Genomic DNA, 13,347 nt, shown 5'->3' with positions numbered 1-13,347 from the left:
CCTCCCTCTCGCCCACCCCACCCGCGCCCGGCACGCCGCCGCGCAGCGGGGCCGCCGGCCGGGAGGAGGGGCGAGGGGGAGGGCGGCCGGGGCGGCAGGCCGTTGTGCGGCTCCCGCTCGCCTCCTACCGCTCCGTCCACCCGCACGCCCGCCCACCCTGCGCACCGAGCGGCCACCAGATCGGCTGGGTCGAGCGCGGCCTGGCCGGCATCGGCGACCGGCGGGTGGCGGTGTACGAGGGCTACTTCATCGGCGACGTCCACACCCAGGAAGTGATGCTCCACGACACCCCCGAGCAGGCCGCTTTCACCGTCCACACTGCCCACCCCTCCCGTGTCGTCGACTGGCTGGTGCGGACCTCGGCGCCCGGTGCCGGGCGGGTCCGATGGGCCGGACAGTAGGCGGCTGGAAGCGCCGATCAAGGGGGCTCCGTCGCCGAGTTCGACCACGCGAACTCGGCGCAACTGGCGCACAGTACACGGCTGGGCGGGCGGGTCAACCCCTCTGGTGACGTGCGGAGACGGGCTTGCGGGGCCGGGGGTGACTGTGGCCGCGGTCGGGGCCCTGCCTGCCTCCGGTCGGTGGCGGGCAGGGCCCCGGGCTGTCTGCGCCGGCCGGGTTCGGCGGCTGCGGGATGACGCCGGTGCGGCCGCCGGCGACCGCACCACACGAACCGTCCTCCTTCGTCTACGGGGTCCGCTCGGCCGGCCGCTGCGGGGGCCGGGCCTGCTGTGGCACGGCCGGCGGTCGCGACCGCCACCGCCGGACCGGCACCGGGGTGTCCACGGCCGTGGCCGGCTCCCGCACCGAGGGCTCGTCGGCGCCGCGGCCGATCGACTCCCTCAGCCGCAGGATCTCCGCCTCGGCCTCGGCGAGCCGCCGCTCGACGGACACCGGCGCCCTGCCTCCGCGCTGGTAGGTGTTGACGCGCCGCAGCGCCTCAACCCACTCGGCTTCCTTCTCAGGTGCGACCCCGCAGGCCCGCACGAACTCGACGAGAATCCTCTCCGTGCAGTCCCGTTCACCGGCAAGGACCCCGTGCAGGGTGCTCTTCGGCAGCCGGCTGACTCCGTCGCGCATGGCCCGCGTCTCCAGCTCCCGCAGGGACGGGCTCCCGGCGTGCAGCCACAGCCGTTTCATCGCGAAGTGCAACTCGGAGCACTCCGTGATGAACCGCAAGGCCTGGCCCGAGGTGGGGACGGCGACCGTGCCCTGGCCCCGCTTCTTTCGTCCGGGCCGGTTGGCGTCGGCACGCAGCCACAGCCGCTCCGCGGTGCGCACCGATCCCCCGCAGGCCCGGGTGTAGGCCTCGGTGACCGGCCAGGTCGGGACCGTACGGCCCTCGTCCGCCCGGGAGAGGGTGGCGAGGGAGACGGGCAGTGCGAGTTCGATGGTCTTGTGCGCCATCTGGCTGTAGGTGAGGCCGGAGCCCTCGCGCAGCTTGCGAAGCCACCGCGCGAGAGCCCCGATCTCCGTGTTCTGCTCAGCCAGGGCGCTGTTCAGGCGCCCCACCGCCCCTCTCCTAGCGGGTCCGGCGGGTGGTGAGCGCCTCGACCAGGCGGCGGACCAGCTCGATCCCGAGCAGGCCGGCCGTGGCCAGGGTGGTGACGATGGTCTGCACCGCCATGCCCCGCGCGGTCAGCGCGGTGGTGAGAAGGAGGACGACGACCACGACGACCGCGGCCGAGACCGGCACCTGGGTGCAGGTCGTCGTCGGGACCTCCACGCACGCCGCGGACACGACGGCCTGGTTGGTGTGCTTCTTACGCAATGCGATCTCCCTCGGGTGTTGCCACTCGACAGGGGGCCCACACGACGCCCGCCCGGCCTTCCAGAGCCAAGCGGGATGGACTCCCATCGCACAGAATCCTGTGTCCCGTAGGGACAGTCCAGCCGCCCCAAGACCGGTTTCTCGCTTTGTCCCACTGCAAGTTGAGACACCATCAGCGAAGAACTCCAGCTCACAGCACCCAACCCCCGGGCCTCCTGAGTGCCCGCAACGGCAACTTCGTCCGACCTTGCCGGGACAACCAGGCTTGCCCGAACGCCGCCGAGACGCAATCCTCGGGATAACCAAGGCGGGGCAAGCCAGAAGGCCCCGCGCGGTGGCGGGCGCGCCCAAGCGCCCGACGCGCGACGCGGGATTGGAGGACGGGATGAAAGCCACACACCAGAAGCCATTAGCGCGGCCGGAACTCCGCCAACAATCCCCGCCGTTACGCGAACGCGGCCGGCCCAAGGCCGACCGCCCGGTACGCCGATGCCCTGGTGGCATACGGCCCCGGCATGCCCAGACGCCGCAGCACGCGACAGTGCTCGCACCGCCATGCCAGCTCCGGCGGCATAGGCCCCCACTTCGCCATGTCCGTATGCCCTCAGGGCATCCATCCCGGACATAGAGCGCCCTCCCCTGCCCTCACCACAGGGGTCCCTCGAACGCGGTCTCCCCGGCCGTTGCCACTCGACACACACAGGGGATCGGCTTGCCTTGTTCCAGCAGGGCCGGCCAGGTGCGGCATCGCCGCACCGAAGCTTTCCAACGCCAGGACGTCCGGCCGACCGCCGCGGCCAGCACCACGTGCCCACGCGGCCGGCCGGACATCCCGGCACCCGTCCACACCGCCAACACCCCACGGGAGACGGCAAACGCACGAACGCCCTACGCTGAGATCCTGCAGACCAGCACCAGGAGGACGCGCTGCGGATGGTGTTCGACCCCACCGGGGCCGACGGGCTGCGCGCGAGCACCCGGGTGTGCAGTCTCAAAAAACATGCAACTGGTCACGAACGTCAACGGCGACTGGGGCTGCCCGCCGCTCGACCTCTTCCCCGAGGCCCTCGACGCCGCGTTCAGCCCTGCCGACTGACCGGCCCCCTCTCTCGGACCAGCTGGTTCCTGCCGTTGAGCCAGAGGCAGTAGACGGCGTTCTGGTACAGGACGTTCCGGAGCGCGGCGGGGGTCTTCCCGGCAGGTGCCGAGGAGGGCGACGGGGCAAGCCCGGCCCCGCGACGAGTGCAAACCATGGAACGCCCAAGGCCCGGGCCCCGAGGTGCGCAGAACCCGCGCCGCCGGCGGAGAGCCGTCGTAGTCCTGGAGCCCGCACCGTCGCCGGACGGCGTGCCGGGCCTCGGCGTCGCAGGCCCGTCGGCAGAGCGCGCCGCCGCCGACCGGACAGGGTGCACACCCGAACCGGCCGCCCGTCCACGACCTCGGAGCGATCGCCGACTACCGCGTCCTGCTCGCCGTGAGGAGCACCGGGGACGACAACTCCCCGGGCGATGGCATCAACGTGGTCGGCGTCAGCCAGGGCGAGCATCCGAGCGAGGTCATCTGCCACCAGGTCGACGGCGCTGACAGCACTCTGGCCCAGGTGGACTTCGATGTCCGCCTGGGCATACCAGGTCGGCTCGTGAACGAAGACGGCCTCTCGATCGGTCTTGCCTTCCAGGTATCCCCTCGAGAGTGGCGGTCGTTCATAGGGGTGCTCGCGCTCGTCGCACACCAGGATCACCCTGCCGGTGAAGCCCTCAGTGCGGAGACCACCCGGTGGCGGGTGGCCCAAGTACCGAGTGCGGGCGATGATGCCGGACACCTTGATGCCCGGGGCGGACACCTTGATGCCGCCCGGGCCGGCCACTGCGCCGCTCTACAGCTCCCAGTCCCTGCGCAGAGGCCGCGTGTGGTCGCTGAGGGTGTGCCACACCGCCGCGCTGGTGCCGTGCTGCTCCAGATCGGCCAGGCGGGCCGCGCCGGCCTTCACGGTCATCAGCATCCGGGCGACCAGCGGGTGGGCATCGGCGATGGCCCGGAGGTTGCGGATGCACTGCCGGGCGGCCCTTTCGCCGGTGTCGGCCAGGACGAACAGCAGCCGCGGAAAGACGATGTAGTGCTGCTGCCAGGTCGGCAGGACGCTCTGTGTGCCAGCGGTACGCCGCAGGTGGGGCGGGATCGGGTGGTGGGCGCGGAAGCGGGCGTAGCCGATCGGCTTGGCGGCGCGCTTCTCGCTGGCCATGGTGCCGCGGTCGACCTCGACGAACGCCCGGTGCAGCGTCCGGCCCGGGCCGCCGGTCGCGTAGTGCGGCAGACCGTCGGGGATGATGGCGCCGTCGGTGGTCGATGCTCCGAGGCCAAGCTTGCGCGAGGTCGTTACCGGCCGTAGGTGCCGGTGGCCCAGAGCGCCTGGTTGTTGGAGTCGTAGATGACGATGTTGCCGTCCGGCTGGATGGCCAAATGGCCCCCGGGGTGGCCGTACGTACCGGACGCCCACAGGGCAGGGCCGTTGGGGCCGCCAGAATGGGTGACGGTGCGCCGTAACGGCCGGACGACTGCCCAGAAGCCGAGGGTCGGTCGACAGTCTGATCCGGTCCGCGACCCGCAGACGGCGCTGCGTCCGTCCCGCATCGAGGTACAGCCTCCTGGAGAGTCGGTCTCGCAGCTATCCACTTCGGGACGTAGGCCACGCTCGGCCACGCACGTGTGCGGATAGACACCAGGCGGCCGGTTCCGCCGCAAGGGCTTACGCCGCAAGTGCTTACTCCAACACCCCGCCGAGGCCCTGACCGTCCTCCACACCAGCCTGTCTGGGTACTGGCCGGCGTCGGTCCGGTGCGGTGGCCGTACGGACTGGATCCCGACGGCACACCCGCACCCCTTGGACAGCAGCCCGACGACGACCACGACCACTGGGTCGCCGCCGTCGATCCGTCGCGGTCCCGGCCGGCCCGGATCGCGTACCGGCGCGGCGCCGCCAACCCAACGGCTCATTCGGCAGCTCGACGGTGCAGCCGCTGCAGCCCGCTGCCGACCACGGGCGAATGGTCGGGATTCTTCGGTTCAGTCGGACTTCGCGCTGCCAGTTCGGCCGCACAGCAACGGCTCGATGTCCTTCTCCCAGGCCTTGCGGGGGTTGATCTCCACCGGCCTTGTCCCCGCACGGTGGACCGTCAGGCGGACTGCACGGGTTCGCGGTCCGCGGAGGAAGAAGCCCAAGGCCCGGGCCAGGGCTGAGGCACCGCCGACTTCGCCGAATACCACGGAGATGGTGTTCTGTACCGGTATCTGTTCCCCAGGGCCCGGGGCCCGGCTGATGAGGCGTACGTCGAGCATCGCCGGATGGGCCCGAAGCTCATCGGCGAGTGACTCGGCCTTCGCGGGGGCCTCGTCCCCGGTCACGGATATCCGCACGTCAACGGGTTCGCCCAGAGTGGTTGCGTCCGAAGGCAGTCGAGGACCAGCGCTCCATCGGCGACGGGCCGGTAGGCGGTGGAGCCTCGACGGTCGCCGCGGGGTGACCGGGAGTCGGGGCCGGGCTGCGGACCCTGACGGGGGACGGCCGGGATGTCTGGCCGTCACCAGTCGGAGTACCCCCTCGGCGAAGTCCGGGCCGAGGAAGTGGACGTCCTCCCACGCGGAGTAGAACGCACCGGATGCACCGAGCAGGTAGAAGCCGGTGCTGCCCGGCCGGCCCAGCCCGACGACGCAGAGGTCCCCACCGGCTTCGCGGCAGAAGCTGGAGAGGGAGCCGGGGTGCAGGCCACTGGTGCCGCAGCCGAAGTTCACACCGGTGAGGCGATGCGGATCACGCGGGTTCGGGAACCGGAGCGAGAGACCGGCGAACTCGGCGAAGAACTTCAATGCGTATCCGGGGAGTGCGTCATCAGAGGATTCGAATTCCGCGGCCGCCTTGGCCAGTGCCAGGACGGACCGGCGATCGGGGGCCCAGCCGGCGGACAGGAGGACGAGCTCGACGCGGGGGTCGAAGCGCATGCTTCTTCTTTTGACGATTGACTGACGGCGTGTTCGATCGTCTGAGGGTACCGGTTGACGTAGAGCGAGCGCGGCCACGCCCGGGGCTTCGTCTGATGGGCCGCGAGGGTGGTCTCGCGTCGTGTGCACGACGCGAGACCACCCCCGACCGGCTATTCGGTGCCGGGGAGCGGTGATCAGCCGGGGAGCTGGCCGTTGCAGTTGCTCATCCAGGCGCTCATGGTGCTCTGCGTGGAGTAGTCGCCGGAGTGGTGGGCGGCCAGGTAGACGTTGTAGATGTCGGCCTTGATGTCGCCACCGGTCTGCGGGCCGACCTGGCCGTCCTGCTGGATGCCCTTCGAGCCCTGGTAGGCGACCACCGCGTTGTAGGTGTTCTGGCCGAACTGGCCGTCGGTCGAGAGGCCGGCGCTGTCGAGGTAGTTCATGGCCTGCTGGACGCACACCACCGGCTGACCGGTGGAGCCCCACTGGATCGTGGAGGCGGCGTTGGCCGTGCCGACGGCGAGGCCGAGGGCTGCGGTGGCGCCCATGGTGAGGGTAGCCGCACGAAGGGCCCACTTCTTCTGCATGTCGAGTCTCCTCAATCGCTCAAGTCATTCTGGTCACGGGAGCGTTGTCGGGTCGCTCCCGTCGTTGTCGATCGTGAGCCCTCATGCCGGTGCGGACCAGCCCTCCCGGCGGGGTTGGCCGAAAGACCGCGAGGTGGCGCGGCCTTCCCTGCCGGCGCCGCGTCAGGCCCGGCCGCGAGAGACAAACCGGCCGATCGGTCGGCGAACTTCGACATTGGTCGACGTATTGGCCTGGTGCCATCCGAAGTCTTTACCGATCATTCGGCCGGATCCGAGGTGCGGGCGGAATTCCGCCCTCCGCCCGGGCTGTGGCAACTCCTCCGAACCGAAAGGGTGGCTGAAAATGTACCGCTGCGGGGAAACCCGGCGCACCGCCGTCGATCAGGACGCGGTCTGTGGACGCCGTGCGGCCGGCCGTCCCGCGTGCGGTGCCCGGGCACACTGCGTCCGCCGCCGGCCGGCACTGCCGTCCCGGCCGCACCCGGGACCTCGACGCCACCCTGCCGGCGCCGACCGGCACCTGATCACGCCGCCCGACTGACCCGCCGCCCCGCCCGCCAACGCGAAGAGGCCGCCACGCCTGCAGGGATGGCGGCCTCACGTGCGTTCTCAGGGGCGCAGCAGCCTACCGCTGGGCGTGGCAGTCGCCGCTGCCCCGGCCGGGGGTTCGGTGTCCGGCTTGTACGGCCGCTGCCCGGCGGCGGCTCGGCCGAGGGCTGATCTCGGCTCAAGGGACGCGGCCTGCCTGTGGTGGATGGGCCGCGCCGCCTTGGTGTTGACGGGTGGGCTCGCGTGTTGCGGTGTCGCACCGGCCCCGGCCCGGTCCGTCCGCCGCCCGCCGACCGCGTGCGGGGCCGCTGCCCGGTGGGAGCCGTCCGCGGTGATCAATCTCGTTGGCCAGGTTCCCGCTCCCACTGCCGGCTCTCAAGAGACCTGCCCCATACAACCAACCTGCCGGTCCGGTCGCTTCGCCTCCGTCGTACATCCCCGGTACTACGGCGACCTGTGGATACACCCCGGGCTGGACGACCGGCCCCGGCCGGCGCGCCTATCGTCCTCGAGTATGAGCAACGACCACGACGGGACCACCCGGTCCGACGACGCGCCATTCGTCGTCGAGCTGTCCGGGGTGCACAAGGAGTTCGGCGACGCCAAGACCCTCGACAACGTTGCCCTGGGAGGCGGCGGGCGGAGCCGCGGTTTCTGCTGTCCCACCAGGGCCGCGGCGGTCTCAATCCTTGCTGGCCGGCGTCCCAAGTCGCAGGTAGTCGGCGTGGGACGGAACGGTCGGCCGGGTGGGACGGAGACGGGCTGTCCGTCCTCGTGGGCGTGGGCCATCGTTGGGGCTGGCGGATCGAACTCACCCGCCGTGCTCGCTGCGAGGGAGCACTCGACTGTGCACCGGCTCCCGGGCGTGCCCGCCCCCACCGCGACAGATCGAGCACCATCGTCCGCAGATCCGGTCCGACTCAGCCAACCCCATTCCATCCAACGCGCGGAGGCTGGGTACGTCCGTGTCACCCAACGACCTGCTCCGTAACGGCCCTGAGAGAGATCCCGCTCTCCTGTACGAGGGTGGTGACATCGATCGACTGCATGATGTCGTCACCGAGCGGCTCGCGCCGCACCGCTTGACCGTGCTGAACGGCAGACGACCGAACGGGCGCTTCCGCTGCTTGCACGAAGGGGAGGTGATGCTCTACGAACTCGGATACGGCACGGACGTCACCGTCTGCCCGGGAGAGCTGGGGGATTTCTACAACGTCCAGCTGCCCATGTCGGGTGCGGGCGTCGTCACCGTGGACGGCGTGGTCCTGCCGTCCACTCAGAGTATCGTCGGCCCGGGCAACCGGGTCTCGATGACGTGGAACAGCGAGGCACGGAACCGCATCCTCATCATTCCGGGTCGGGCCGTCGCACAGGCCCTGGAGGTACGGGGAGTCGATTCCTCCACCGCCGCAGTGCGCTTCAGCCCGGTGCTCGACGAGCAGGATCCGTTGGTCCGTTCGTGGATCGAACTCGTCCGGGGATTCAACGAGTTCGTCGCATCGCCGTTGAGCCACCGCTCTCCACTGGGAGTGCGGCACTTCGAGCAGCTCCTGATCGACGGCCTGCTGGACGCACAACCCCATTCCCGGAGCGATGCCCTGACGGACAGCGGCTCGGCTGCCCTGCTGCCCGCCGTACGCCGGGCCAAGGCGTTCTGCGAGGAACACGTGCACGAGCCGGTCTCGGTGGCGGATATCGCCCTCGCCGCGCGAACCAGCCTACGGAGCCTCAGAGAGGGCTTCCGCGTGCATCTGAACACCACGCCCCTGGCGTACCTGCGCCGGCTCCGGCTCGACCACGCCCACCGCGACCTCCTCGCCATCGCCGACGGCCGAGCCGACGGCACGGTGACCGACGTGGCCTGCCGCTGGGGCTTCACCCACCTGGGCCGCTTCAGCACGGTGTACCGCCAGACGTTCGGACAGCCGCCGTCCGAGACGCTGCGCCGAAGCTGCTGAGCGAGTGAGCGAGGGAGCGGCTGGCCGGGAGGGTGGTTGAGTACGCGCTCGCACCGCTCGGCTATCCACAAACGTGCAGTCCCTGGCGATCCGAAAGCGGATAGCCGTGTGATCAAAGTTCGGGGAGGCTCGTCCTGGATGCGGTCGGATGCAGTTCACCGGCCGTCTGCGCCGGCGCTCCTGAGTCTGGGCCGAGCGTTCGGACCATCCCGGAAGGACATGATTGTTCGAGTTGAGCGTGCCCCAGTCGGCTTTCGGGTCCGTCGCAACTCGCGGGAGGTCACCCGGACACCCGCCAACCGGGCGGCTTACATGCCCGAGCCTGGCGCTGCTGACCGCCGTTCGGACGGTCTGGATCTGTCCGTCGAGCACGCCGAGCGGCCAGGGGGTGAAGCACCCTGCCCTCCCTGGCGAATCATCATGAATCTGGAGAGCTTACTGTGAGTACCCTCCTGTCCACCCGGCGCCGGTTGTCGCTGGGCCTGGCCCTGGCGGCCGCACTGACGGGCGTCGGCGCGTACACCGCCGCGGCCGCGCCCGCCACGACGGCGCCGGCCCCGATACCCCTCACCTCCTCGGCCTGCCCGGCCGACCTGCAGCAGGGTGAGGCCGACGGCTGCGTCACCCAGCTCCAGCTGGAGCTCAACCTGACCGGCGCCCAGCTCACCGTGGACGGGCAGTTCGGATCGGCCACCGACACGGCCGTGCGCACCTTCCAGGCCGCCCACTCCCTGACCGCGGACGGCATCGTCGGCCCCGCCACCAAGTCGGCGCTCGACGCGGCGGCGGCCGCCGCCTCCGCCACCGTGGACCTGCGCACCCAGTGCGGCGACCTGCAGACCGGCGCCAGCGGCGCGTGCGTCAGCACCCTGCAGACGATGCTGAACACCTTCAACGCCGGCCGCCTCGTCGTGGACGGGCAGTTCGGATCGGCCACCGACACGGCCGTGCGCAACTTCCAGGCCGCCCACGCCCTGACCATCGACGGCATCGCCGGCATGGCCGTCAAGAACGCCCTCTACGACAGCACCCCCGCCCCGCGGCCCAGCGGCCCGATCGACTCTGCCAAGGTCCTGAACGCGGCAAAGTCCTACCTGGGCGTGCCGTACGTGTGGGGCGGCGGCCACTCGCTGCGCGGCGAGGGCCCCGGCCCCTCCCTTGGCACCTGCGACCAATACAACGGCCCCCAGCCCTGCGCGGCCAACACTACTGCCGGCCTGGACTGTTCGGGCCTGGTCCGGGCCGCCTTCTGGTTCGGCGCCGGCATCGACCTCGCCAACGGCGGCGACACCAGCAAGCAGACCCAGGACAAACACCTCACCCCCATCACCGAGGCCCAGCGCCGCCCCGGCGACGTCGAATACTTCGGCACCGACGCCCACAACACCGTGCACGTCGTGCTCTACGCCGGCACCGACCCCGCCACCGGCGCCGACATGATGTACGAGGCGAAGGAAACAAACACCAACGTCCACTACGTCACCCTGCACACCGGCGGCTACTGGTACCACGTCACCGCCTGACCCACCCGGGTGCCGCGCGGGTGACCACTGCCGTCACCCGCGCAACACCCGACACCACCCGCCCAGGGCAGCTTTCCGCTCCAGCACGCCGCCACCGTCGGCGTCACGGTGCGGTGGGTTCGGATTCGCCGGGCGCCCGCGCCCTGCGTACGTTCTTCAAATTGCACTTCAGCGGTACTGAGGGGGACATCATGAGACCTGAGTTCGTCACGGTCCTGGGCACCGGATCCGTGGCGCGCAGCGTCGCCGACCGCCTGGCCGACGCCGGCTTCACGCCCAGCACCCCGCCGACCGGCGGGACCCACGTACTCGTGACGGCGTTCGCCGTCGCGGAGCCGAGCCCGCACATCGTCGAGGAGACCCGCCGCGTCATCGCCGCGATGGCGCCCGGTAGCTGGTGGATCGACATGACCTACCCCCCGCTACGGACCGACGACCTGTGGGTCCCGCCGGAGGATCTCGCCCGGGTGACACGGGTGCGCGTGCCGGTCACCGACGTGCGCGGCGTGCTGGTGGCCAGTCCGCCTGTCGACCCGGACCTTCGCAGCCGCCAGGTGTGCGACTCCATCCTGAGGGTTGCCGACCTCGTCCTGCCCACGCAGACCCCCGAGTTCCCAATCGCCTCGCTCGACCTCGGCCTCGCCGAGTCGCCCGCTGCCGCGTAGGCGCGCACCAACTCCTTATAGTGCCGCTCCTGACCCGTTCTTACCCGGGAGGTGCAGGCCAGGGCGCTGACCTGCGGTGGGGAGTCTCGCTCCCGGGGCGGTGAGTTTCGCCCCCAGGCCGCTAATGACCCGGGCGCGGATCGCGGCTTCGGTAGGCGGCCTGTCGGCAGGGACGCGGGCGCGGGCAGCGGCGACCCGGCCCGCTCGGCAGGACGTCCCCGCACCAACCGCATCTGCCGCCCATATTCGGAGGATACGACCGCCACCCGGCCGCCCCTCCGGCTCCACGTGTGACCTGATGGCCGAGCGGCGGCGATTTTAGGGCCCTTTGAGGGGTTTGCCGGGCTTGGTTGGACCAAGGTCGGGCCAGTCCAAGTGATAGCTGCGGCCTGTTCCGGTCGGGGTGGTGAGGCTGTCTCTGGTTGCTGTACGTGTTCGCCGCGAGCATGCCATGAAGCCGGGAACGAGAGCATCAGAGGCGAAGAATTTCCTGGCGTTCTCTGAAGGTTATTTTCTGCGGAAGTTATGGCGATTTCTCACGACGTGTCTCCGGCGGATCTTTTCGCAATGCGGATGGTGCGCGCCACGGGCAATGGATTGTGACGCACACCGGTTGTCACCCTGTCAGATCGGACGTCGGTGGCCTGCGTGGGGCCACTCGCCGGTGGAGGCCGTCAGGCCGCCGTCCAGGAGGTGGTGTGCCGCCCCGGACGGGTTGTCCGGGGGCTGTCGCGTCCGGCTGTCGCGTGTCCTTTCGCGTGGGTGCTGTCGCGGCCTGTGACGTGGCTGGATAGCCGTGATCCCCCGTGTGTGGTGAGAACGCGACAGCCGAGGGCGGGACAGAGCCCGGGGCCGCCTCGGGGAAGACCTGGCGGTGGCGGCTGCGCCCGGCCCAGTCCCTGCCCCACTCGGCCCTGCTGCGCCCTGCCTTGCCCCCGCTCGGCTGGTGCTGCGCCAGTCTCGGCGCTCCCACGCCGCCCACCGTTCCGCCGCCGCAGGCTTCGCCGGCACCTTCTCGGGTGGCGCCGCAGGCGTCATCCTCAGCCCTTTTCGAGGGGCCGTCAGGCCCCGGCCCACGCCGAAGGCCCGCGTGTTCCTGGTTCTCTTTCTGGTCGTCTTTCCGGCGATGGGCTTCGTGGTGTTCGGGAGGGTGTGGGCGGGTCGTTATCGCTCGGTAGGAGCGGGCAGGAATTTATGCTTGTGGTGACATTAGGGGGCGGGATGTCAGGCGTCTGTCGGGCGGGTTCTCAGCCGGATACCGTGCGCGCTTCCAGCCCGTTTCCCGTGCGCCTTTCCGATGACATCCGAAGGCCGGGCACCGGTGACATTCACGTGCGTTTCAAGGCCACCCCGAGCTGCGCCCTGGACCGGCGTTAAATGGGCTTTTTGACTAAGTGGGTTGTGACGGCTGGTGGGATGTTTTCACGGCCTGTCCTGCGCCCTGATTCCGGGGGCGGTGCGGGGGCTGGGTCGGTGACAGCTCTTGCATCTTCGATGGGCCTGGTCCCGCCGCGCCCCGGTACGGGGCGCCAGGCCTTGGAGGGCTTGCCCGGGGAGCCCGTGCCGAGGGCGACGTCGGGGGCGACGGAGGGCCTGGCGGTGGAGGCCCCGGCAGGGTGATGAACGGCATTTGGGTTGCAGTGTCCGGGCGTCACTTGTATTCAGCGGTCGGTTTCGGCTTCGTGCTGGTCAGGGCTCGGCGTCGCTGAAGGGCGGTGTCGCCTTCACGCCGAAGAGGGGTGTCGTAGACCGGTGAAGCCGTGGGGACACCCGCCACCCCGCTGCGCCCGGCGCCGCAGCCGTCGGGTGTGCCTGCCCGTTGGCGCCAGCCGTGCTGCGCCGACGTCGCCGGGGCGCAGCCCCGGTGGCCCGTCAGGGCCCTCGCTCCCTGGGTAAGACGCTGCCGCCGGCATTTCGCGTCATATCGTCAACGGGTGCCGCGCTGGATATTGCCCTCCCCGTCAGGGGAGGGGCTTCTACCGGAAATTCACGTCACATCGTTAACGCCGGGGCCGCCCCGCAGGGGAGGGCCCTATACCCGAATTTCGCGTCACATCGTCAACGCTGCCCACGGCGGGCCGCAGGCCCGTGCCAAACCACCGCGAAGTTGAGGCCCCCGCCAGGGGCCGCCACCCGCCCCCAATTCGCCGCAGGCGAATGGGCCTCAGCCACCCCGCCCGGCGCAGCCGGGCCCCGAGGCGCAGCCTCGGGCCACCACCCACGGTGACGCCGCCAGGCGGCACCCCCGCACCTGGCGGTGCGTCAGCACCGCCGCATTTCCGCCAGGAAATGCCCAAGCCGCAGGCTTCCGCCCCC

The 13,347-nt window shown here is 70.6% G+C and carries 11 protein-coding genes and 1 pseudogene; 5 read left to right on the top strand and 7 right to left on the bottom strand.

The features are described 5' to 3' along the window. Window positions 1-104 precede the first annotated feature (104 nt). Window positions 105-401, top strand: a complete 297-nt coding sequence (locus BG452_RS36500) for a hypothetical protein (RefSeq protein ID WP_188308633.1) — start codon at window positions 105-107, stop codon at window positions 399-401. A gap of 286 nt (window positions 402-687) precedes the next feature. On the opposite strand, the gene BG452_RS36495 is transcribed toward BG452_RS36500, so the two are convergent. The 7 genes and pseudogenes from BG452_RS36495 to BG452_RS36470 all read right to left on the bottom strand — a co-directional run bounded on the left by BG452_RS36495 (window position 688) and on the right by BG452_RS36470 (window position 6,336). Next, the gene (locus tag BG452_RS36495; RefSeq protein ID WP_188308632.1) at window positions 688-1,512 is read right to left on the bottom strand and encodes a helix-turn-helix domain-containing protein; all 825 of its coding nucleotides are present in this window, start codon (window positions 1,510-1,512) and stop codon (window positions 688-690) included. Window positions 1,513-1,522: 10 nt separating this feature from the next. Then, entirely contained in the window at window positions 1,523-1,771 is a 249-nt protein-coding gene (locus BG452_RS36490) for a hypothetical protein (RefSeq protein ID WP_188308631.1), read from the bottom strand. Window positions 1,772-3,332: 1,561 nt separating this feature from the next. After that, window positions 3,333-3,539: pseudogene (locus BG452_RS46400) on the bottom strand (NAD(P)/FAD-dependent oxidoreductase); the annotation flags it as partial. A gap of 108 nt (window positions 3,540-3,647) precedes the next feature. Further along, window positions 3,648-4,013 carry a hypothetical protein gene (locus tag BG452_RS36485; RefSeq protein ID WP_188308630.1) on the bottom strand — a complete coding sequence of 122 codons (366 nt, stop codon included), beginning with the start codon at window positions 4,011-4,013 and terminating at the stop codon, window positions 3,648-3,650. 134 nt (window positions 4,014-4,147) lie between these two features. After that, window positions 4,148-4,402: a hypothetical protein gene (locus BG452_RS36480; protein ID WP_188308629.1), complete on the bottom strand. Its 255-nt coding sequence runs from the start codon at window positions 4,400-4,402 to the stop codon at window positions 4,148-4,150. A gap of 432 nt (window positions 4,403-4,834) precedes the next feature. Next, entirely contained in the window at window positions 4,835-5,767 is a 933-nt protein-coding gene (locus BG452_RS36475) for an effector-associated constant component EACC1 (RefSeq protein WP_188308628.1), read from the bottom strand. A 176-nt stretch (window positions 5,768-5,943) separates the two neighbouring features. After that, window positions 5,944-6,336, bottom strand: coding sequence for a peptidoglycan-binding domain-containing protein (locus tag BG452_RS36470; RefSeq protein ID WP_188308627.1), 393 nt, complete (start codon window positions 6,334-6,336; stop codon window positions 5,944-5,946). Window positions 6,337-6,731: 395 nt separating this feature from the next. Between BG452_RS36470 and BG452_RS47390 the strand changes: the two genes are divergently transcribed. From BG452_RS47390 to BG452_RS36455, 4 genes are all read left to right on the top strand, one after another. After that, the gene (locus BG452_RS47390; protein WP_262986098.1) at window positions 6,732-6,860 is read left to right on the top strand and encodes a hypothetical protein; all 129 of its coding nucleotides are present in this window, start codon (window positions 6,732-6,734) and stop codon (window positions 6,858-6,860) included. 990 nt (window positions 6,861-7,850) lie between these two features. Beyond that, window positions 7,851-8,843, top strand: coding sequence for an AraC family transcriptional regulator (locus BG452_RS36465; protein ID WP_317621396.1), 993 nt, complete (start codon window positions 7,851-7,853; stop codon window positions 8,841-8,843). 440 nt (window positions 8,844-9,283) lie between these two features. Next, window positions 9,284-10,366: a peptidoglycan-binding protein gene (locus BG452_RS36460; RefSeq protein ID WP_188308626.1), complete on the top strand. Its 1,083-nt coding sequence runs from the start codon at window positions 9,284-9,286 to the stop codon at window positions 10,364-10,366. 191 nt (window positions 10,367-10,557) lie between these two features. Next, on the top strand, window positions 10,558-11,031 hold the full coding sequence (locus BG452_RS36455) for a hypothetical protein (RefSeq protein WP_188308625.1): 474 nt from the start codon (window positions 10,558-10,560) through the stop codon (window positions 11,029-11,031). Window positions 11,032-13,347: the final 2,316 nt, after the last annotated feature.

Source organism: Streptomyces sp. CBMA123 (assembly GCF_014596465.1).
Taxonomy (GTDB): Bacteria; Actinomycetota; Actinomycetes; order Streptomycetales; family Streptomycetaceae; genus Kitasatospora.
The sequence above is the reverse complement of the archived record's forward strand: the minus strand, read 5'-3'. Positions and strand labels throughout refer to the sequence as shown.